17 protein-coding genes are annotated in these 21727 nt (G+C 32.6%); 11 read left to right on the forward strand and 6 right to left on the reverse strand.

Annotated elements, in window-relative coordinates:
- Positions 1–39: 39 nt before the first annotated feature.
- The 6 genes from AC1DY0_RS14645 to panB all read right to left on the reverse strand — a co-directional run bounded on the left by AC1DY0_RS14645 (position 40) and on the right by panB (position 8748).
- Entirely contained in the window at positions 40–3432 is a 3393-nt protein-coding gene (locus AC1DY0_RS14645) for a PAS domain S-box protein (RefSeq protein ID WP_477189329.1), read from the reverse strand.
- A gap of 742 nt (positions 3433–4174) precedes the next feature.
- Positions 4175–4945: a hypothetical protein gene (locus AC1DY0_RS14650; RefSeq protein WP_477189330.1), complete on the reverse strand. Its 771-nt coding sequence runs from the start codon at positions 4943–4945 to the stop codon at positions 4175–4177.
- Between the two features lie 438 nt (positions 4946–5383).
- Positions 5384–6712 (reverse strand): aldehyde dehydrogenase, encoded by a 1329-nt coding sequence (locus tag AC1DY0_RS14655; protein ID WP_477189331.1) that lies wholly within the window; start codon positions 6710–6712, stop codon positions 5384–5386.
- Between the two features lie 74 nt (positions 6713–6786).
- Positions 6787–7476, reverse strand: coding sequence for an RluA family pseudouridine synthase (locus AC1DY0_RS14660; RefSeq protein ID WP_477189332.1), 690 nt, complete (start codon positions 7474–7476; stop codon positions 6787–6789).
- A gap of 51 nt (positions 7477–7527) precedes the next feature.
- The gene (locus AC1DY0_RS14665; RefSeq protein ID WP_477189333.1) at positions 7528–7878 is read right to left on the reverse strand and encodes a four helix bundle protein; all 351 of its coding nucleotides are present in this window, start codon (positions 7876–7878) and stop codon (positions 7528–7530) included.
- A gap of 51 nt (positions 7879–7929) precedes the next feature.
- Positions 7930–8748 carry a 3-methyl-2-oxobutanoate hydroxymethyltransferase gene (panB, locus tag AC1DY0_RS14670; protein WP_477189334.1) on the reverse strand — a complete coding sequence of 273 codons (819 nt, stop codon included), beginning with the start codon at positions 8746–8748 and terminating at the stop codon, positions 7930–7932.
- A 216-nt stretch (positions 8749–8964) separates the two neighbouring features.
- On the opposite strand from panB, the gene AC1DY0_RS14675 reads away from it, so the two are divergent.
- The 11 genes from AC1DY0_RS14675 to AC1DY0_RS14725 all read left to right on the forward strand — a co-directional run bounded on the left by AC1DY0_RS14675 (position 8965) and on the right by AC1DY0_RS14725 (position 21670).
- Positions 8965–10308 carry a sigma-54-dependent transcriptional regulator gene (locus AC1DY0_RS14675; RefSeq protein ID WP_477189390.1) on the forward strand — a complete coding sequence of 448 codons (1344 nt, stop codon included), beginning with the start codon at positions 8965–8967 and terminating at the stop codon, positions 10306–10308.
- Positions 10309–10471: 163 nt separating this feature from the next.
- Entirely contained in the window at positions 10472–10753 is a 282-nt protein-coding gene (locus AC1DY0_RS14680) for a DUF7674 family protein (RefSeq protein ID WP_477189335.1), read from the forward strand.
- A gap of 112 nt (positions 10754–10865) precedes the next feature.
- A complete protein-coding gene (kdpF, locus tag AC1DY0_RS14685) occupies positions 10866–10943 on the forward strand; it encodes a K(+)-transporting ATPase subunit F (protein WP_072975519.1) in 78 nt (25 codons plus the stop codon).
- 23 nt (positions 10944–10966) lie between these two features.
- Complete coding sequence (gene kdpA / locus AC1DY0_RS14690) at positions 10967–12688, forward strand: potassium-transporting ATPase subunit KdpA (RefSeq protein ID WP_477189336.1); 1722 nt, start codon at positions 10967–10969, stop codon at positions 12686–12688.
- A gap of 9 nt (positions 12689–12697) precedes the next feature.
- Positions 12698–14731 carry a potassium-transporting ATPase subunit KdpB gene (kdpB, locus tag AC1DY0_RS14695; protein ID WP_477189337.1) on the forward strand — a complete coding sequence of 678 codons (2034 nt, stop codon included), beginning with the start codon at positions 12698–12700 and terminating at the stop codon, positions 14729–14731.
- Positions 14732–14809: 78 nt separating this feature from the next.
- Positions 14810–15364 carry a K(+)-transporting ATPase subunit C gene (locus AC1DY0_RS14700; RefSeq protein ID WP_477189338.1) on the forward strand — a complete coding sequence of 185 codons (555 nt, stop codon included), beginning with the start codon at positions 14810–14812 and terminating at the stop codon, positions 15362–15364.
- Positions 15365–15578: 214 nt separating this feature from the next.
- Positions 15579–16655: a porin gene (locus AC1DY0_RS14705; RefSeq protein WP_477189339.1), complete on the forward strand. Its 1077-nt coding sequence runs from the start codon at positions 15579–15581 to the stop codon at positions 16653–16655.
- A 124-nt stretch (positions 16656–16779) separates the two neighbouring features.
- Positions 16780–17907, forward strand: coding sequence for a sensor protein KdpD (locus AC1DY0_RS14710; RefSeq protein WP_477189340.1), 1128 nt, complete (start codon positions 16780–16782; stop codon positions 17905–17907).
- A gap of 85 nt (positions 17908–17992) precedes the next feature.
- Positions 17993–19729, forward strand: coding sequence for an ATP-binding protein (locus tag AC1DY0_RS14715; RefSeq protein WP_477189341.1), 1737 nt, complete (start codon positions 17993–17995; stop codon positions 19727–19729).
- 149 nt (positions 19730–19878) lie between these two features.
- A complete protein-coding gene (locus AC1DY0_RS14720; protein WP_116795341.1) occupies positions 19879–20991 on the forward strand; it encodes a sensor histidine kinase in 1113 nt (370 codons plus the stop codon).
- The gene (locus tag AC1DY0_RS14725) at positions 20984–21670 is read left to right on the forward strand and encodes a response regulator (protein WP_116795340.1); all 687 of its coding nucleotides are present in this window, start codon (positions 20984–20986) and stop codon (positions 21668–21670) included. The genes AC1DY0_RS14720 and AC1DY0_RS14725 overlap by 8 nt, the downstream gene beginning before the upstream one ends.
- The last annotated feature ends 57 nt before the right edge of the window (positions 21671–21727 follow it).

The following is a 21727-nucleotide window of genomic DNA, read 5'->3' on the forward strand; positions in this document are numbered from 1 at the left end:
ATTCTCCATCTACTTTATGATTTTGAAATCATGGCAATTTTATAATACGTTGCTTTTAGCTTTTAACCATTTTTCTAAAATATCTTCAAGTGTTTTTTTTACAATAGGTTTTGGTACATAATCATTCATACCCACTTCTATACATTTTTCTTTTTCCCCCATTACGGTTCCTGCAGTAAGAGCTATAATAATTGTGTCTTTAAATTGATCGATTTCTCGAATTTGTTTCGTCGCTTCATAACCATTGACTAAAGGCATTTGGATATCCATTAAAACGATATCTGGAATAACTTCCAATGCTTTTACAAGTGCCTTTTCTCCATCAACAGATTCATAGATAGTACATTTTGGAATAATCTGTTTGACTAATGTTTTGGTCAAGAGCATATTGATTTTGTTATCTTCAACAATCAATATTTTTGGTTCCTCATTTTCTAAGGTTAAAATACGATTTTCCAAAATACTTTTTTCACTATCTATTGCTTTTTTTTGTTTTGATTTATTGCTGCTTTTTAGCTTTATATCAAAGAAAAAAGTACTTCCTATATTGAATTGACTACTAATCTGTAATTTACTGTTCATTAATCCAAGCAATTGATTGGAAATAGTCAATCCTAATCCTGTTCCTCCAAATTTTTTGGTGGTAGAACTGTCTTCTTGTGAAAAGGCTTGAAAAATTATTTTTTGGTTGTTTTTTCGAATTCCAATTCCTGTATCTTTAACTGAAAAGCGCAATAGAGTTTGACTTTTTTGAATTTCTAATGCTGAAATGGTAAGGTCAATTTTTCCTTTTTGGGTAAATTTGACTGCATTGGTTAATAGATTGATAAGTACTTGTTTCAATCGTATATAATCTACCCAAATGTATTTTGGTACATTTTCATCGATAATGTAGTTTATTTCTAAATTTTTGGAATGGGCTTGATAATTGATTAATTCTTTTATTTGAAGAATAATATCGTCGACACAGTATTTTTCTATATTGAGTTCTAGTTTTCCTGATTCAATTTTTGAAAAATCCAAAATGTCATTTACCACTTCCAATAAAATATTAGCCGATTGGTTAATGGTGTTCATGTACTGTTTTTGGGTGTTTTCCAGTTTTGAATTCATTAATAAATCGGTATAGCCAATGATTCCGTTTAATGGAGTTCGTATTTCATGACTCATGTTGGCAAGAAATTCTGATTTGGCTTTATTTGCAGCTTCTGCCAATTCTTTTTCTTTGACAATGGATTCATTATTTTTCTTTTCAGTAATATCAATTAATATACCTTCCATGAAAGCAATTTCACCATTCTTTATGATCGAATCTCCAAACTCTTCTACCCAGATTATTGAACCATTTTTATGGATAATTCGATAAATAACATGCAATGGTTTTTTCTCTTCTAAGGCAATCTTATTTTTGGATAAAACATTTTCTAAATCTTCTGGAAGGATTAAGTCTATATAATATATTTTATTTTCTAAGAAATCAGATTTTGGATAACCAGTTAGCTTTTCTATTTCATCGTTTAGATAAATTTTGGTGTACTTTTCGTCATAATTAGATAAAAATACAGTACCCGGAATGTTATTGGCAAGTAATCTGAATCGTTCTTCACTTTCTTCAATAATGGCCTCGTTTATATTTCTTTCGATAGAGGAGGATATATTTTTTACCAATAAATGTAAAATGGAAATTTCATCGTTACTCCAAATACGTTCCTTGGTAGAATCATCGAAAGCAAAAAATCCATCAAATTCATTTTTTATAAAAACTGGAAAAAATAACATAGAGTTTGGGTTTAAACTCTCTAAATATGATTTTACTTTTTCATTTTGTACTTTATCCTTAATGCTTTCAAAAAATTGTTGTGGTGATATATCTTTTATATTATTATCAAATTCAGAAAAGGAGAGATTCTGTAATTTAGGATGCACTGTGTCAAAATCTTGTAGCTCATTTGTCCACATGCATTTTTGGTCAAACAAATGAGTTTTTGGATCTTTCTTAAAGTAGGAAATACGTTCGGATAGGGTTATTTTTCCTATCTCATTTATAATTCCCATAATGAGTTTACTAGTACTTTTTTGTAATAAAAATTGATTTGTGTTTTTATTGATAACTAAAAGTAGTTCACTTTTATAGGCCAGTCTTTGTTCTATTTCGAAGCGCATTTGAGAGGTTAATGCGATTACAATTAAATCAGAAATAGATTTGGCAAAATTAATATCTTCATTGTCCCAATTTTTGATTTCTTGTGTTGCTTCAAAAGAAAGAATCCCTTTTAGTTCTCCGTCAATAACGACAGGTGTATCCAGTGTGGAAAAGAGATTGTGTTTATAAATGTAGTTGTCATTTTTTTTATTGTTGGTAGAATGGGATCTAATGTTTGACAACACTACTTGTTGTTTGTTCTCTATTTTTTTAAAATAAGTTGGATTTTCATTTTTGTAAAAACGAGTGGTATTTTCAATATCATTTGTTTTGGAGTCATATATTTTTGTACTGCTGATATGGTCTTGTTCATATGACCAATAACCAGCTCTACTAATTCCCAATGCTAAAGCTATTTCTTTCAGGATTTTATAAATGGTGTTTTCGAAGGTTTCAGAATTTGAATGATTTAATACAGCAATATTTTTTAGAGTTTTACTGTATTTTTCTATTTTTTCTTGTCTTTTGTTTTTTTCTTCTTCTAAGTTTTTGAATAATGTGATATCTCTCGCAATACCTGAATATCCAGATATTTCTCCAAAACTATTTTTTCTGACAAAAACATTTTGTGAAACCCAAATTGCCTCACCATTTTTTTTGATGATTGGAAATTCAAGAGTAGTATAATTATCTTCAAAATATTGAATATTTTTATAAAAACTCATTGTATTTTGTACATAGTTTTTATGAATAATAGATTGGAAATCTTTGAGAAGAAATTCTTCTTTGGAATATCCCAAAATTTTTATGGCATAATCATTTACGAAAGTAAAGTTTCCTTTGTAATCTGCTTCAAAAATGATATCGACGGCAGTTTGAATTAAGGTTTCGTACTGATTTCGTATTTTTATTTCATTGGTTATATCTTGACCAATTCCAATTATGGAATCTTCAGAGAACTGTTTGTCAATCCATTGTATGAATTTATATTCCCCATTTTTACATTTTAATTTTCTAACGTATAGTCGATTGTCCACAAAATTTGTATGATAATCAATTCCAATAAATTCAGGATCTTCTGTCAGTTTCCAAAACCTCAATCCCATAACTTCATTTGGAGTATATCCTAATATTGAAGTAATGGTGTCACTACAAAAAGTAACTTCGCCTTCTTTGTTTGTGGCTATGGTGAGCGAATTTCCCTTGTTTACAATTTCATTGGTAAAATTAAATTTCTCTTGAATTTTTGCTAATGAGACGTGTCTTACATAGTTTATAATAAATACCATAAGACCGAAATTGATCAGTATAATACCCCTTTTGACAGGAATCAAATCAAAAGCATAAATTAGAAATAAATAGCAAAAGACAAGGCCTGAAAATATCCAATATTTTTTTATTGGTTTAATGATAATGTATGAAAATAGAAATAAAACTATAAATGCATAAGTAGGGATAATATCATCATGACGAAAAACAATATTGTATCCAACTAATAGCGAATAAAGATAAAATAAGTATATGAAAATAGTTTTAATTCTATTGTATAAGTATTTTGATTTTTCGCTTATTAAAAACAGTAACAGAAAAAAACAGCCTATTGAAAAGTTGATTATTAACAGACTTTTAGGTCTTACATGAAATAATTCAAATAGAATTTCAAAAAATGGAATTATTAATCCAAGAAACAATAAATAAAGTTGGTATTCTCGTTTATCTGATTCTTCTGTTGGAAGGTTATCTATGTTTTTTAAAATATAATTTATCCTTGAATTAGAATACAATAATGCTATTATTATGATAACAAGGAATATTAATAAAATTACATTTCTGTGGTTTGTAAATATTAAATGTGTTGACTCGAGGCTTAATAGCATAGGTATGCAAACTAAGCTTGATAAAGAAAAGTTGAAGTTTAAAGAGAGTAGTATGTTACAAAATAATAACATAGTTTCAAGGTTACTTTTTAATTGTATATGTTCTTAAAAATTTAATCAGATTAGTAGATAGCATTTATCTTGTTAGTACTGTTTACTGAATTTCACGAGGAGCATCAATGCCTACAATATCAGAATAGATAGCATAATTCATTGAATAGAGAAAGGGTAAAGTAAAAAATACACCAATGCAACATCCTATAAAACCTACTAATGAACCAATAAACGCAACTATTATTAATCCTAATATAACCAAAGGTTGTTTGAAGATAAGTAAAATACTGTATTTAATAGCTTCGATTGCTTTTAAGTCCCCAAAAACAATTAGTGGGATTGCAAGGAGAGTAATATAAGAAATAAAATAAGTTGTAACTGTTCCAAGAAGTTCTAAATGCACATATGAAAACAAAGTAGCTTGAGCAAAACCAATCGATGAAATTAAGAAGGAGGACACGATAATTTCTTTAAGATATGGAAGTTTATAATAACCAAATAAATCAGAAACATGAAACTCCTCATCTCGATCCCCACAATGTGCCATTTTTAAGAATGCTGCCTGAAAAGGGCTTAATAAGCAGGACGCAATAAGTGAAGTAATACCAAAAATTAAGTAATTGGATTCGGAAAGGTTTTCAATTTTCAATTTTTCTGGAGAAAGTTCTTTTGTCATTGCAGTTACACCTATTACAGATGCTAATGATACTCCAATAAAAATGGCAAATAAAACACTGAAAATAAAAAGTACTAATCCAGCATATAGCGCAATCTTTTTATAATTTTCGAAGGCATGATTAAAAATATTTGCAAAATCTATTTGGTATCCGTTTTTTTCAATATCGTATAATCTTTCTTGGGTTTCGTTCATTTTGATTAGGTTAATTATGTTGGTCAATTATGTTGGTTAAATTAAGCTTTATTTTAAAATAGATTTCATTAAATACCGTTCTCCATAATTTTTTTTGGATACAATAATCTAAAATTATGGTGATTTTGGATTCAGAGGGTAAAATTACTATTTTTTTTACTTTTAAGGAGTCAAAATCTTGCTTAGACAAATGTTGTACATATAGTAGTCACACTAATCGTGAAATTTTGAGCAACTAGCTCTGATTTTTTTGTGAGTAACAATCGACAAGTCATTTTTTGGATTTGTCTTTAAATAGGTTTGAATAGTCTGATAACCAGAAAAGAAAAGTACTTGATATATATCAGAATTCCTAAAAAAAAAACAATAAAATAAGATTAATAATTTTGAAAGAAATAATTTCTAGGTGTTTATAGATTTGCAATCAATTTTTTATAGTTAGAGCCAATTAAAAATTTTCTTTAAGGTATCTATTTTTTTTTCATAAGGTGCGTATCGTAAGTCCAAATCCAACCAATTAGCTTTTTTTACAATTCCTTTTTGATGTGAAAAAGTATCAAAGCTTAATTTACCATGGTATGCACCAATTCCGCTATGACCAACACCTCCGAAAGGGAGTCTTTTATTTGCAAAATGAATAACCGTATCATTAATACAACCACCTCCAAATGAAAAATTGGTAACTATCTTTCGGGCAAATTTTCTATCGTCTGTAAAAATATATAGTGCTAATGGTTTCTCGTATTTTGAAATAGTTTGCGCTATTTCCTTTTCGTTTTTATAGGTGATTATTGGTAATATTGGTCCAAATATTTCTTCTTCCATCAGTAAACTATCGAGAGAATTTTCTTCAATTAGAGTTGGAGAGATGTAACAATCTTCGATGTCAGTTTCCCCACCAAAAATCACTTTTTCTGGTTCAATCAAACTCATTAATCGGTGACAGTTTTTTTCGTTTACAATCCGAGCAAAATCTGGAGATTCTTTTGGGTTTTTACCATAAGATTTTGTGATTTCTTTTTTCAAAAATTCAACAAAATGACTCTTCATGTCTTCTTGAATCAAAATATAATCCGGGGCAATACAAGTTTGTCCTGCATTCAAAAATTTTCCCCAAACAATTCTCTTTGCAGCTAATTTTAAATTAGCTGTTTCATCAATAATACAAGGGTTTTTTCCACCTAGTTCAAGGGTTACAGGAGTGAGGTGTTCTGCGGCAGCTTTGGCAACAATTTTTCCAACTGCAACACTTCCGGTAAAGAAAATATAATCCCATCGCTGTGCCAGTAATTTTTGTGCGGTTTCGACACCACCTTCAACTACTTTTACATGCTGATGTTGGAAAGCTTTTTCGACAATTTTGAGCAGTATAGCTGATGTTCTTGGCGTCAATTCCGAAGGTTTTAAGGTCACTTGGTTACCCGCAGCTACTGCGGCTACCAAAGGACAAATCGCTAATTGAAAAGGATAATTCCAAGGGGCAATAATCAAAACTTTGCCGTAGGGCTCTTTAACGATATAATCAGTTGATGGAAAATTTAGTATAGAAGGAAAAACTCTTTTAATTTTACTCCATTTTCCAATGTTTTTTATAGTGTCTTTTAATTCGGATATGACATAATTGGTTTCGGTGGCAATCGATTCAAAAGGAGGTTTTTTGAAATCATCATGTAAGGCTTGAATGATCTCATTTTCATGCTTGATAATTACATCCAACAATTTAACTAAAGCTTCTTTTCTTGAACTAATGTTTAATTTGTAACTCATTGCAAAACAGATTACTTTATATACTGCAAGTTAAAATTTAATATTCATATTATAATATTTTTTTCATTAAAATATTAAATGGCCTTCCAAATTACTTCGTCTGGTGTAGGGGCAATAATAGTGGTTTCTTCTTTCGAAACAGGATGTACAAATACCAGTTTTCGGGCATGAAGATGGATTCCACCGTCAGGATTACTTCTGTCAAAACCATATTTTAAATCCCCTTTTATTGGAGAACCAATTGCTGATAATTGCGCTCGTATTTGGTGGTGTCTGCCTGTGTGTAGTTGAATTTCGAGTCCGTAATAATTGTCCAGTTCTTTGATGATTTTATACTCCAAACTAGCCAATTTACTATCAGGAACTTCTTTTGAGTGTGCTTTTGAAGTATTATTTTTCTCGTTTCTTTTGATGTAATGAACAAGAGTATCTTCATTTTTGGAAGGCCTGTTTTTGACTACCGCCCAATATGTTTTTTGAGTTTCCCTGTTGCTGAATAATTCATTCATACGAGTCAAGGCTTTACTGGTTCGGGCAAAAACTACAATTCCGGTAGTTGGCCTATCCAAGCGATGTACCACTCCCAGAAATACCTCACCGGGCTTGTTGTATTTGTCTTTAATATATTCTTTTACAACATCGCTCAATGGCTTGTCTCCCGTTTTATCTCCTTGCACTATATCACCTACACGTTTATTAACCACAATTAAGTGATTGTCTTCATGTAGGATTTGGAGATTGTTTTTATTTGAAATTATTTTCAAAAGAATGATTTTTAGATTGTTGGATTTTTAGATTTTTGGAGAGGTTGAAATTTAGTTCAACGTTGAACGAAATTTGGACGTCATTTTAATTATCTTGTTAATAGTGAAGGATAATTCATCTAGTTTTAGGTGGTCTATATAACCCAAATCTAAAGAAATTAATAGTTGTGTTTCAATTTCATAAATAGAACCAATCGCAATTTCAAGGAATCTAGAAAAATCTTTATTACTACTTCTAAAACAACCTTCTACTATATTAGAGGGAACGGATACTGAAGCACGACGAAGTTGGTTTGTTAAACCAAATTTTTCTGAGTCTGGGAAATTTGAAGTGACAATATAAATATCAGAACAAAACTTTCTGCTTAGTTTCCATATTTCTAAATCCTTAAATCGATGCATAATATATTTTTAATCAAATAATCGAATAATCCAACAATCTAAAAATCAATATTAATATTGTTCTTTCTCGTTTGGAAAATCCTCTGATTTTACATCTTCGACGTATTGACTGATGGCAGAAGTCATTCCTTCGTATAAATTCATGTAACGTCTCAAGAAACGAGGACTGAATTCATTATTCATACCCAACATATCATGAATAACCAATACTTGTCCGTCAACACCACCACCAGCACCAATTCCGATAACAGGAATAGAGATACTTTTGGCTACTTTTTCGGCTAAATTTGCAGGAACTTTTTCGATAACAATTGCAAAACAACCTAATTTTTCCAGTAATATGGCATCTTCAATTAATTTTTCAGCTTCTTGTTCTTCTTTGGCACGAACAGTATAAGTGCCAAATTTATAAATAGATTGGGGAGTTAATCCTAAATGTCCCATAACAGGAATTCCTGCATTCAAGATTTTTTTGATGGATTCTTTGATTTCTTTACCACCTTCCAATTTCACAGCGTGACCACCACTTTCTTTCATGATTCTGATAGAAGAACGTAAAGCCTCTTTAGAATCAGATTGGTAACTTCCAAAAGGTAAATCAACAACTACTAAAGCTCTTTCGACAGCTCTAACCACAGATGATGCATGATATATCATTTGGTCCAATGTAATAGGTAAAGTCGTTTCGTGACCCGCCATAACATTGGAGGCTGAATCTCCAACTAAAATTACGTCAATCCCAGCGGTATCCACAATTTTRGCCATGGTATAATCATAGGCGGTTAACATGGAAATTTTTTCACCATTGGATTTCATATCTATTAAAGACTTGGTGGTAATTCTTTTGTAATCTTTTTTTATTGCAGACATTGGATTTATATGTTTAATTCCGAAACGCTCGGTATTGATTTTATTTTGAGATTGTAAAAGTAATAAATTGAATTTTTTTAAATTGAATTTTTATGAGGAATATCATAAAAGAGAATAGGGAAATTATGGTATTACTATTTAACCAAACTATTTTAAAGAATTTCTATAACAAATAACTAAAATAACTAATTTTGATAATTAAACTCACAAAATACAATTTTGAAAAATATCCTCATTATTGACGACGAAGAAAAATTACGTCATCTTCTTGCTCGAATCATAAAATCAGAAGGTTTTGATGTATTTGAAGCTCCTGATTTAAAGTCAGGTTTCAAGAAATTGGAAATTAATGATATTGATGTTATTCTATGTGATGTCAAACTTCCCGATGGAAATGGTGTTGATTTTCTTCAAAAAATTAAATCTGTATTTCCATTAACAGAGGTCATTCTACTGACTGCTTTTGGCAAAATTTCGGATGGTGTGCAAGCAATGAAAAATGGAGCTTTCGATTATATAGTAAAAGGTGATGATAATGATAAGATTATACCGTTATTGTACAAAGCCTTGGAAAAAGTACAGCTTCAAAAGAAAGTCAAACAACTCGAAAAACGAATTTCTGATAAATATTCTTTTGACGGCATTATAGGAAAATCAAAAGGATTAGAGCAAATAATTGATTTGGCCAAAAAAGTTTCCAAAACAGATTCAACCGTACTTTTAACTGGTGAAACAGGAACTGGAAAGGAAGTTTTCGCGCAAGCCATTCACGAAAACAGTAACAGAGCAGGAAAATCGTTTGTAGCGTTAAATTGCAGTACTTTCAGCAAGGAAATTCTGGAAAGCGAATTGTTTGGACACAAGCAAGGGGCTTTTACTGGAGCCATGAAGGATAAGAAAGGATTTATTGAAGAAGCCAATGGGGGAACTTTATTCCTGGATGAAATAGGGGAGATGCCATTAGAACTGCAAGCTAAATTGTTAAGGGTTCTGGAAACGAATGAATATATACAAATTGGCGATACAACTCCGAGGAAATCAAATTTCAGATTGATTGCAGCAACCAACAGAGACTTAAAAACTGAAAGTGAAGAACACCGTTTTCGTTCGGATTTGTACTTTAGATTGAATATTTTCGAAATTAAAATTCCACCATTACGAGAAAGAGTAAAAGATATTGTACCGTTAACCAATTATTTTGTGGAGCAATTTTCATCAAGAGGCAATAAAAAGACTTTGAGTATTGATCATGATTTTATGTCTAAATTGGAAACTTACCATTGGCCTGGGAATGTTCGTGAATTGAGAAATGTGATAGAACGTTCTGTAATTTTAGTGGCTGATGATATTTTGACACAAGATGTTTTGCCTTATGAAATTCAGCACCAAATGGATCATACAAGCAAAACATTGTCGGCATTTTCAATGCAAAGCGTTGAAAAACTTCATATCCAAAAAGTATTGAACTACACCAAGGGTAATAAAGCCGAAGCTGCTCGCTTACTCGAAATAGGTGTTGCAACACTTTACCGAAAATTAGACGAATACAATATTCAATAATAAAATTATCGTTTTGAGAAAAGCCTATCATTTTGATAGGCTTTTTTTATGTCTTTTTTTGACTTAAAAATGACAATGTCATAAATAACAATACTTTACATTTTTTTATTTTTTTAGGAATGCTTTTTGGCATAAGGGATGAAGAACATAAAAATTCATACTTATGAAAAATCAAGTCACAACGTTTTACAAACAGGCAGAACGTTTTGCCGAAATCACAAAAACGGCAATTATTACTGGAAATATAAATCGGGCAAAAAAATGTTTAGCATTGGCTGAACGACTCTTCGAAACAGGAAGCAACGAAACTAAAAATGCTATTTCGAATGTATATGTTTTTTCGGTTTCTTCTTTTTTGGAACTGCGTCATTGCAGTATTTCCAATCTGTTTCCAAAAGTGTTAAAGGCAGAATATATTAAGCAAATCAATAGCTCAGGACTTTAAATCTAACCTTTATTTTAATAAAAATGATAATTACAATTCTTTTACTAGCATTAGGAGCTTTACTCTTTGCGATTTGTTTTAAATCCGTCGAATTTTTTGAAAAAATATAATTATGACAGCACTATTTATTATTTCGATCGCTGTTTTCGGTTATTTAGTTTATGTACTAATTAAACCTGAGAAGTTTTAAAATCTATAATCTAAACTTAAATTATGAACACAGAATTTTTTGGCGTCATCAGTATTTTCATCATCTCGATAGTTTTGGCAATTCCTGTTGGAAGATATATTGCCAAAGTTTATTTGGGAGATAAAACGATGCTCGATGCCATTTTCAACCCAATAGAAAAAAATATTTTCAAAATCAGTGGTATCAATTCTATTGAAGAGATGAACTGGAAACAACATTTAAAAGCACTGTTGAGTGTTAATATGTTTTGGTTCTTTCTATGCTTTTTTATTTTAATTTTTCAGGGAAATTTACCTTTAAATCCAGATGCTAATCCATCGATGACATCGGATTTGGCATTCAATACAGCCATCTCATTTGTTGTGAACTGTAATTTGCAGCATTATTCGGGAGAGACGGGATTGTCTTATTTGTCCCAATTGTTTTTAATGTTCCTACAATTTGTTTCAGCAGGTACAGGAATGGCCGCCGCCGCTATGGTTTTTGTAGCCATGAGGGAGAAAACCACGGATAAACTAGGTAACTTTTATAATTTTTTCATCAAAAGTTGTACCCGTATTTTATTACCTCTTTCTGCTATTGTTGCAGTTGTTCTAGTATTTAGCGGAACACCTATGACATTTGAAGGGAAAGATAAAATCGTGACTTTACAAGGCGATACTGTTGAAGTTTCTCGTGGCCCTGCCGCTGCATTTATTGGAATCAAACATATTGGTACAAATGGAGGTGGTTTTTTTGGAGCCAATTCGGCACATCCATTCGAAAACCCTACGTATTTTACAAATGCGGTGGAATTGTGGGCACAATTAATCATTCCTTTTGCAATGATTTTTGCCTTGGGTTTTTTCCTTAACAAAAGAAAATTGTCTTATATCGTTTTTGGAGTAATGACAGTTGGGTTTTTACTCTTGGTAATACCGACAGTTATCAGTGAGTTAAACGGAAATCCTGCCATAGAAAAAATGGGCGTCTCTCAAACTACAGGTGCTATGGAAGGAAAGGAAGTCCGATTTGGGCCTGCTATTTCTGGATTCTGGAGCATTGCGACCACTGTGATTTCTACAGGTTCTGTTAATAGTATGCACGATAGTTCGATGCCAGTTTCTGGAGCGATGCAATTATTGGCAATGATGGTCAATGCCTTTTATGGCGGTTGTGGAGTAGGGTGGTTGAATTTTTACATTTTTATAATTTTGGCTGTATTTATTTCAGGTTTAATGGTGGGACGAACACCAGAATTTTTAGGAAAGAAAATTGAAGCCAGAGAAGTGAAAATCGCTGCTATCATTGCTATTCTTCATCCGTTATTGATATTATCAGGAACGGCTTTGGCTTCCTATTTTGCTGCCAATGATACCGCAATGGGTTATTGGTTTAGCGGAAACGCAACTGGTTGGCTAAACAATCCCGGACACCATGGATTTTCAGAAATGCTATACGAATACACATCGAGTGCTGCCAATAACGGTTCTGGTTTTGAAGGTTTGGGAGATAATAATCCGTTTTGGAATATCACGACAGGGATTGTATTATTATTGAGTCGTTTCATTCCTATAATTGGACCACTGGCTATTGCAGGATTATTAGCCAATAAAAAATACATTCCAGAAAGTGCAGGAACTTTAAAAACGGATACTACTATTTTTGGTGTGATGGTTTTTGCCGTAATCGCGATTATTGCCGCTTTGTCTTTCTTTCCAGCATTGGCACTTGGACCTTTAGCGGAGTATTTTACATTAAAATAATATAAAAAAATGACTAAAAATAAATCCAAATCATTGTTTGAAAGCAAGCAGGTAAAAGAAGCCTTAATGCAGTCTTTTGTTAAGCTGAACCCAAAAACAATGTTCAAAAACCCGGTAATGTTTACCGTAGAAATCGGTACTGCCATTATGTTTGCTGTGTGTATAGCCATTTTGTTTGGCGCTCATGACCAAGGCAGTTTTGCTTATAATTTTATTGTATTCTTTATTTTACTGGCAACGCTTTTATTTGCCAATTTTGCCGAAGCCATTGCTGAAGCCCGTGGAAAAGCACAAGCGGACAGTTTGAGAAAAACGCGAGAAGAAACACCAGCGAGACAAGTTTTAGCCAATGGCGAAATCAAAAACATCAGTTCATCTGAACTAAAAAAAGGTGATGTTTTCATCTGTGAAGCTGGGGATTTGATTGCAACTGATGGAGAAATCATTGAAGGATTGGCTACTATAGATGAAAGTGCCATTACAGGTGAAAGTGCTCCCGTAATTAGAGAAGCTGGTGGAGACAAATCATCGGTTACAGGAGGGACAAAAGTATTATCGGATAAAATTAAAGTAATCGTAACATCAGAGCCAGGAGAAAGTTTTTTGGACAAGATGATTGCTTTGGTAGAAGGAGCAAGTCGTCAGAAAACACCAAATGAAATTGCTTTGACAATTCTTTTGGCAGCGTTTACCCTAATATTTGTAATTGTTTGCGTGACTTTGAAACCCTTTGCTGATTACGCCAACGCACCAATTACAATCGCAGCTTTCATTTCTCTTTTTGTATGTTTAATTCCAACAACTATTGGTGGATTATTATCTGCTATCGGAATTGCGGGTATGGATAGAGCATTGCGTGCCAATGTAATTACAAAATCTGGAAAAGCAGTGGAAACAGCCGGTGATATTGATGTATTGCTTTTGGATAAAACAGGTACAATCACTATCGGGAACAGAAAAGCAACTAATTTTTATCCTGCAAAAGGAGTTATGCTAGAAGATTTTATTAAGTCTGCAGTATTGAGTTCACTAGCTGATGATACTCCGGAAGGGAAAAGTATTGTGGAATTGGCTGGATTGGAATTGGCTCAAAAGTTATCAATTGAAGGAGCTACTTTAATAAAATTTACTGCTGAAACCAGAACTAGTGGAGTTGTTTTAAAAGACGGAACCAATATTAGAAAAGGAGCCCAGGATGCTGCCAAAAATATTGCGCTGCAAGCTGGTAAGGTTTTTCCAGGCGATATTGCCGAAAAGGTTATAACTATATCTTCAAATGGGGGAACACCATTAGTAGTTTTGAAAAATAGTGAAGTTCAAGGAGTTATTGAATTGCAGGATATTATCAAAACTGGAATGAAAGAACGTTTTGAACGTTTGAGAAAAATGGGTGTAAAAACTGTGATGGTTACCGGAGATAATCCTTTGACAGCCAAATTTATTGCCGAAAAAGCAGGTGTTGATGATTTTATTGCCGAAGCCAAACCTGAGGACAAAATGAATTACATCAAAAACGAACAACAAAACGGTAAATTGGTAGCGATGATGGGGGATGGTACCAATGATGCTCCCGCTCTTGCCCAAGCCGATGTAGGTGTGGCAATGAATAGTGGAACGCAAGCAGCCAAAGAAGCTGGTAATATGGTCGATCTAGACAATGATCCAACTAAGTTAATTGAGATTATTGAAATTGGTAAACAACTGTTAATGACCAGAGGAACTCTTACCACATTCTCGATTGCAAACGATGTTGCCAAATATTTTGCTATTGTTCCTGCACTTTTCATAACTGCAATTCCGGCTCTCGAAGGATTGAATATTATGCAGCTGCATAGCCCTGAGAGCGCTATTTTATCTGCCGTGATTTTCAACGCAATTATCATTCCGATATTGATTCCGCTAGCATTGAGAGGGGTTGATTATAAGCCAATCGGCGCTAGTGCCATTTTGAAAAGGAATCTGTTGATTTACGGTTTGGGGGGAATAATTGTTCCTTTCATTGGAATCAAAATAATCGATTTGGCTGTGGCTTTATTTATGTAGAAAGAAAGAATTCTAAGGCTCTAAGATGCTAAGAATCTTAGAGCCTTAGAAACTCAGAACCTTAGAAAATTTAAAAAAATGAAAAATATATTTTCAATATTAAAATTCACCGCGTTAACGGTAGTTTTATTCTCGGTTATTTATACGATGGCAATTTTAGGAATTGCACAATTTGCCCCAAATAAGGGAAAAGGAGAAACCATTTCTGTAAATGGAAAAGTAGTAGGCTATCAAAAAATTGGTCAAAAATTTGACAAACCCAATTATTTCTGGGGACGACCGTCGGCGGTTGATTATAATGCTGCGGGAAGTGCAGGAAGCAACAAAGGCCCGAGCAATTCTGAATATTTGGCGTTGGTTCAAAAAAGAATTGATGCTTTTTTGATAGCGCATCCGTATTTGAAAAAATCGGAGATTCCATCAGATATGGTGACGGCTTCGGGGAGTGGTTTGGATCCTAATATTTCTCCAGAAGGCGCTTTGATCCAAGTAAAAAGAGTAGCAAAAGTTAGAAACCTTTCTGAAGAAAAAGTAAAAGCATTGGTCGAAACCAAAATCAATAAACCAACTTTAATGGGAACTTCAACCGTAAATGTTTTAGAGTTGAATGTAGCCTTGGATGAGTTGAAATAGTTTCAATGCCAATATCAATATCAATTGCAACGGTAATTTTAATAGCAACATCAATTGCAATGGCAATATCAATTTAAAAGAACGAGTGCCAAGTAAAAAAAATATCTTTAAAAACGAGATGCCCTAGCCCAGATGGAAACGGCATCCTTTCCTTGCCTCCTTTAGGCAAGGAAAGATATAGTGGACAGCTGGATTAGCTCCTAAAAATAATTAAATGAAAAAAATAATAGTTACAGCTTTTATAGCTTTTGGTTTTACGACAATAAACGCTCAAGAAGAATCAAAAAATCCAATTACTTTCTCTGGTTATGTGGATGTGTATTACAGTTATGATTTTGGGAAACCGGATAATCATACCAAACCAGGATTTATTTACAGTTACAATCGATCCAACGAAGTGAATTTGAATTTGGGTATGGCCAAAATGAATTATACAAAAGAAAATGTTCGGGGGAATTTGGCCCTTATGGCTGGAACGTATGCACAATACAATATGGCTGCGGAACAAGATTTGTTGAAAAACGTTTATGAAGCTAATGTGGGTGTTAAAATTTCAAAAGACAATAATCTTTGGATTGATGCAGGAGTTATGCCATCACATATTGGATCTGAAAGCGCAATTGGAAAAGATTGTATGACTTTGACCAGAAGTATTGGAGCCGATAATTCTCCATATTATGAAACAGGGATTAAAGTTGGATATACTTCTGAATCGGAAAAATGGTATTTGGCGGCAATGTATTTGAACGGTTGGCAATGTATCCAAAAAATCGATGGCAATCATACGCCAGCTTTTGGAACTCAGGTGGTATTTAAACCAACGGCAAAAGTGGCATTAAACTGGAGTACTTATGTTGGAAATGAGCAACCTGATATTGACAAGAAATGGCGTTATTTTAATGATTTTTTCGGAACATTTAAATTGACCGATAAAACAAGTGTTATTGCTGGTTTTGATATTGGATCACAACAATCTGCTAAAGGAAGTAGTGATTACGATGTTTGGTATACTCCATCTGCAATCATTCAGTACAAGCCAACGAACAAAATTCAATTGGCTGTCAGAGGTGAATATTATCAAGATGAAAAAGGAGTAATTATCGCAACAGGAACTCCAAACGGTTTTAAAACCTATGGTTTCTCGGCAAATTTTGATTATTTGCCAGTAGATAATGTAATTTTTAGATTAGAAGCCCGAACTTTGAATAGTAAAGATGATATTTTTTTGAGGGATAACAATCCTACTGATAACAATGTGTGTATAACTACATCTTTGGCGATTTCAATTTAAAATTGGTCAATAAAGAGTAAATTTTTATTGAAACCATTAAGTGATTAAGTTTATTGAAACTTAGTTTCTTAATGGTTTAAAAAGTTTTTATTGTAAATAAAAGGATTCAACTGTTAGTTAACTTATGGACTACGAAAAAGAAAATAATGTCAAACACTTTCTCGATTTAATTCAAAAATCACGTAAAGGGAAGTTTAAAGTCTATATTGGGATGAGTGCTGGTGTGGGCAAAACTTTCAGGATGTTGCAGGAAGCCCATACGCTGTTACGAAATGGAATTGATGTAAAAATTGGTTATGTCGAGACTCACAATCGTAAAGAAACTCAGGATTTGGTAGAAGGTTTACCAATTATTCCAAGACGAACTCTTTTCTATAAAGGAAAACAGCTTGAAGAAATGGATTTGCAGGCTATTATTAATTTGCGTCCAGAGGTGGTGATTGTTGATGAACTTGCTCATACGAATATTGAAGGCAGTAAGAATGAAAAACGTTGGCAGGATGTTTTGGAGATTTTAGATGCTGGGATTAATGTGATTTCGGCAGTAAATATTCAGCATATTGAGAGTTTAAATGAAAGTGTAAAGCAAATTACCAATGTTGATGTCAAGGAGAGAGTTCCTGATAATGTCTTGCGATTGGCTGATGAGGTGGTCAATATTGATTTGACTTCGGAGGATTTGATCGATCGATTGAAAGAAGGAAAAATTTATTCCCCCGATAAAATTCAGACTGCTTTGAACAATTTTTTCAAGTCTGACCAAATTTTGCAATTGCGGGAATTGGCTTTGCGTGAAGTGGCTAGTCAAGTAGTTAGGAAAGTGGAGAGTGAAGTTCCTAAAAACCATGCTTTACGACATGAGAAGTTATTGGCCTGTATTAGCAGTAACGAGAAAACTGCAAAAATAGTTATTCGAAAAACAGCACGATTGGCCAGTTATTACAATAGTGACTGGTATGTGTTATATGTGGAAACACCGAAAGAGAGTCCTGATAAAATAGCACTTGACAAACAACGACATTTGATAAACAATTTTAAATTAGCAACACAATTAGGAGCTGAGGTAATTAAAATCGAGAATAAAAACATTAGCGATGGTATACTAAAAATTGTGGAACAAAAGCAAATCACAACGGTTTGTGTGGGAAAACCTCATTTTAGTTTGTTTAAAGTGATATTATCGACTACTATTTTCAATCGGTTGTTGAATAATTTATCATTATCTAATATTGACCTTGTAATTCTATCATAAAATGAAATTGTCATGATTCTAAAACGAAAAAATAATTGAAGAATGGCGATACCATGTTGCTTTAAAAAACAAATATTATCTTCTCATGAAAATTAAAACTAAATTAAATCTAGGTGTCGGATTGTTGTTTTTACTGATAATCATCCTGACGTTAGTGAGTGCTTTTTATATTTTTTCGATAAAAAAAGACACTGAGAATATATTGAAAGCCAATTATAATACATTGGAATATTCGAGAAATATGTTACTTTCATTAGATGACATAAGTAATAATGCAGAGAGTTCGATTGTTATTTTTGAAAAAAATCTCAATAAGCAGTCAAATAATATTACCGAAGTTGGTGAACATGATGCAACTCTAAATTTGCAAAAAAGTTTCAATCTTTTGAAAACAAATAGAGCTGATGAAAGATTAAAAAGTCAAATTCGACAAGATATCTTCGCGATTATGAAGCTGAATATGGCTGCTATTAAACAAAAAAGTGATATCGCCAAACACACTGCCGAAACCGCTAATATGTGGATTGCGATAACAGGAACACTTTGCTTTTTGATAGCCTTTAATCTGTTGGTGAACTTGCCCAATAATATAGCAGACCCAATTAAGGAACTTACGGCGAGTATCAAAGAGATTGCCAAAAAAAACTATTCAGAAAGAGTGCATTTTATGAGTCATAATGAGTTTGGCGATTTGGCAAAGTCATTCAACACAATGGCACAGAAATTAGAAGAGTACCACGATAGCAACCTTTATAAATTATTGTTTGAAAAGAAAAGATTGGAAACTTTAATTAATAAGATGAATGATCCTATTATTGGATTAGATAATCAAGATATGGTTTTGTTTGTTAATGATGAAGCTTTGAAAATCATCGGATTAAAGTCGGAAGACGTGCTTGGAAAAACGGCAAAAAACTTAGCCTTGACAAATGATTTGATGAAATCATTAATTGATAAAAATAGTGAGAATGAAGGTGGTTTACATGGGCGGAAAGCGCTGCCTATGAAAATTTTTGCCGATGGAAAAGAAAGTTATTTTGAAAAAGAAAAAGTAAACATAACAATTCAGCCCACAGGCGAAGACCAAACAATTGATATTGGTGATGTGATTATCTTGAGAAACATCACTCCATTTAAAGAATTGGATTTTGCCAAAACCAATTTTATAGCGACCATTTCACACGAATTAAAGACACCTATTTCAACTATGAAATTAAGTTTGAATTTATTGGAAAATGAGCAAACAGGACCTATGAATAATGAGCAAAAACACCTGATAGAAAGTATCAAAGACGACGGTGAGCGTTTGTTGAAAATTACCGGAGAATTATTAGAACTTACGCAGGTTGAAACCGGTAATATAAAACTTAACATAGAAAAAAGCAACCCTTATGAAATTGTGCATTATGCCACCGAAGCAGTGAAAATACAAGCAGATCAAAAACAGATAGAATTGCTTGTAGAAACAGGTGATAATCTTCCTATGGTAAAAGCGGATAGTGAAAAAACATCTTGGGTGCTGATTAATTTTTTGACTAATGCCATTCGTTATTCTTCCGAAAAAAGCATAATAAGAGTGAAATTGGAAAGTGATAACCATCAAATTTCGTTTACGGTTATTGATACCGGAAAAGGAATTGATAATCGTTATTTAACTAAAGTTTTTGATAAATATTTTCAAATTCCAGGAAGTCACAAAACGGGTACTGGATTGGGATTGGCTATATCCAAAGAGTTTATTGAAGCCCAAGGAGGTACAATAGGAGTTGAAAGTGAATTGGGCTTGGGGAGTACATTTTATTTTAAACTATTGAGTGTTTAAGCAGAAAAGTTTGCATTCTCTTTGTTGAAACTTAATTCATATTGGTTAATAAAGTAAATCTTTATAAAATCTTTATATTCTAGTTTGTTATATTATAAAATACTTACATCATATCCTTTAACTTTGTATTAACAAATAAAGACTAGGGTATGAGTAGTATTTTGGATCAAATCAAAATAAAAAATCAATATTTAGTAAGCATACTATCTATTGGTATAGTAGCTTCACTGTGTTTATTTACCCGAGATTATTTAGATTATAAAATTGTAGGTTATATTTTACTGGTTGTAGTTTCAATATTGTCAATGTTTTTGTCAATTTTACCACTACTCCTTAGTGCTGTTTTATGTGCATTGATATTGAATTTTTTCTTCATTCAGCCCTATTATACTTTTCATATTAGTGATGCCGAAGATTCTTTGTTATTGGTGCTATTCTTCATTATTGCTCTAGTAAATGCGGTTTTGACTAATAAAATCAGAAGAGCGGAAAAAATATTACAGGTAAAGGAAGTTAGGGTTAATACTATGAAACTTTACAACGCCTTACTTGATTCTTTATCCCACGAATTGAGAACACCTATTTCTACGATAATGGGAGCTATAGATACTATTCAAAGCAAATCAGTGCATATTTCTGAAGAAAATAAAGAAAATTTATATGCAGAAATAGAGAAAGCATCTTTGAGATTGAATCATCAGGTCGAAAATTTACTGAATATGTCCCGATTAGAGTCGGGGGTTATTGAAGCTAAAATGGATTGGTGCGATCTAGAAGAATTGATTTATAATGTCTTGGATCATTTAAAGGATGACCTGCAATTTCATAAAGTAGTCGTAAAAACAGACGAAAATTTGCCGCTTTTTAAATTGGATTATGGCTTGATGCAACAGATTATTTTTAATTTGGTTTTTAATGCATCACAATATACACCCAAAGGAGCAAAAATAGAAATTAAAGTCTCCTATAATGTGGATGTTGATTTTGAATACAATCCCGATAAATTATACCCTTGTGTAATCACAATTGCAGATGATGGCATTGGTTTTCCAGAAAATGAAATAGACAAGGTGTTTGATAAGTTTTATCGTCTTCAAAATTCCAAAACCGGTGGAACAGGTCTTGGTTTGTCTATCGTGAAAGGATTTGTCGAAGCACAACACGGAAAAGTAACACTCGAAAACAGAGAAGAGGGAGGTTCAGTTTTTACACTAAATTTTCAAACTTTAACTATGAATACCAAAGAAATTTCAAATGAATAATAGTGCTCAAATATTAGTCATTGATGATGAAATTCAAATTAGAAAACTACTTGAAATCACGTTGAATTCAAATGACTATAGAACAATTTTTGCCGTCAATGCAAAAGAAGGATTGTCTATGGTAGCAAATCATCAGCCGGATTTGGTTATTCTTGATTTAGGTTTGCCTGATGAAGACGGACAAGTTGTTTTGAAACGATTACGCGAATGGTATAACAATCCAATTATTATTTTAACGGTGAAAAGTGCCGAAGAAGAGATTGTAAAAGCGCTTGATAATGGAGCCAATGATTATTTGACTAAACCGTTTCGTACTCAAGAATTACTAGCTAGAATTCGAACTGCTTTGCGAAATTCGGTTACCGATGAAAAGGAACCTATAATTGAGTTTGGTTCGGTTTCAATTGATTTGGCTTCTCGAATTGTGAGGTTGAATAATGAAATTTTGAAACTCACAACGACTGAATATAATTTACTTTCTATTTTTATAAAAAATGAGGGACGAGTATTAACCCATCAATATTTATTGAAACAGGTTTGGGGAAACAGCTATGCCGATCAAACGCAATACTTGCGTGTCTTTGTTGCGCAACTTCGAAAGAAAATTGAAGAAGACCCCAATCATCCTAAATTTATTATCACAGAATCCGGTGTAGGATACCGGTTTAACACTAGTTAAAATCAATTAAAATATTCAAAAAAAGAATAAAACTTGAAGTGTGCAAGCATCTCATAT

It is taken from the genome of Flavobacterium sp. P1_E4, assembly GCF_056405915.1.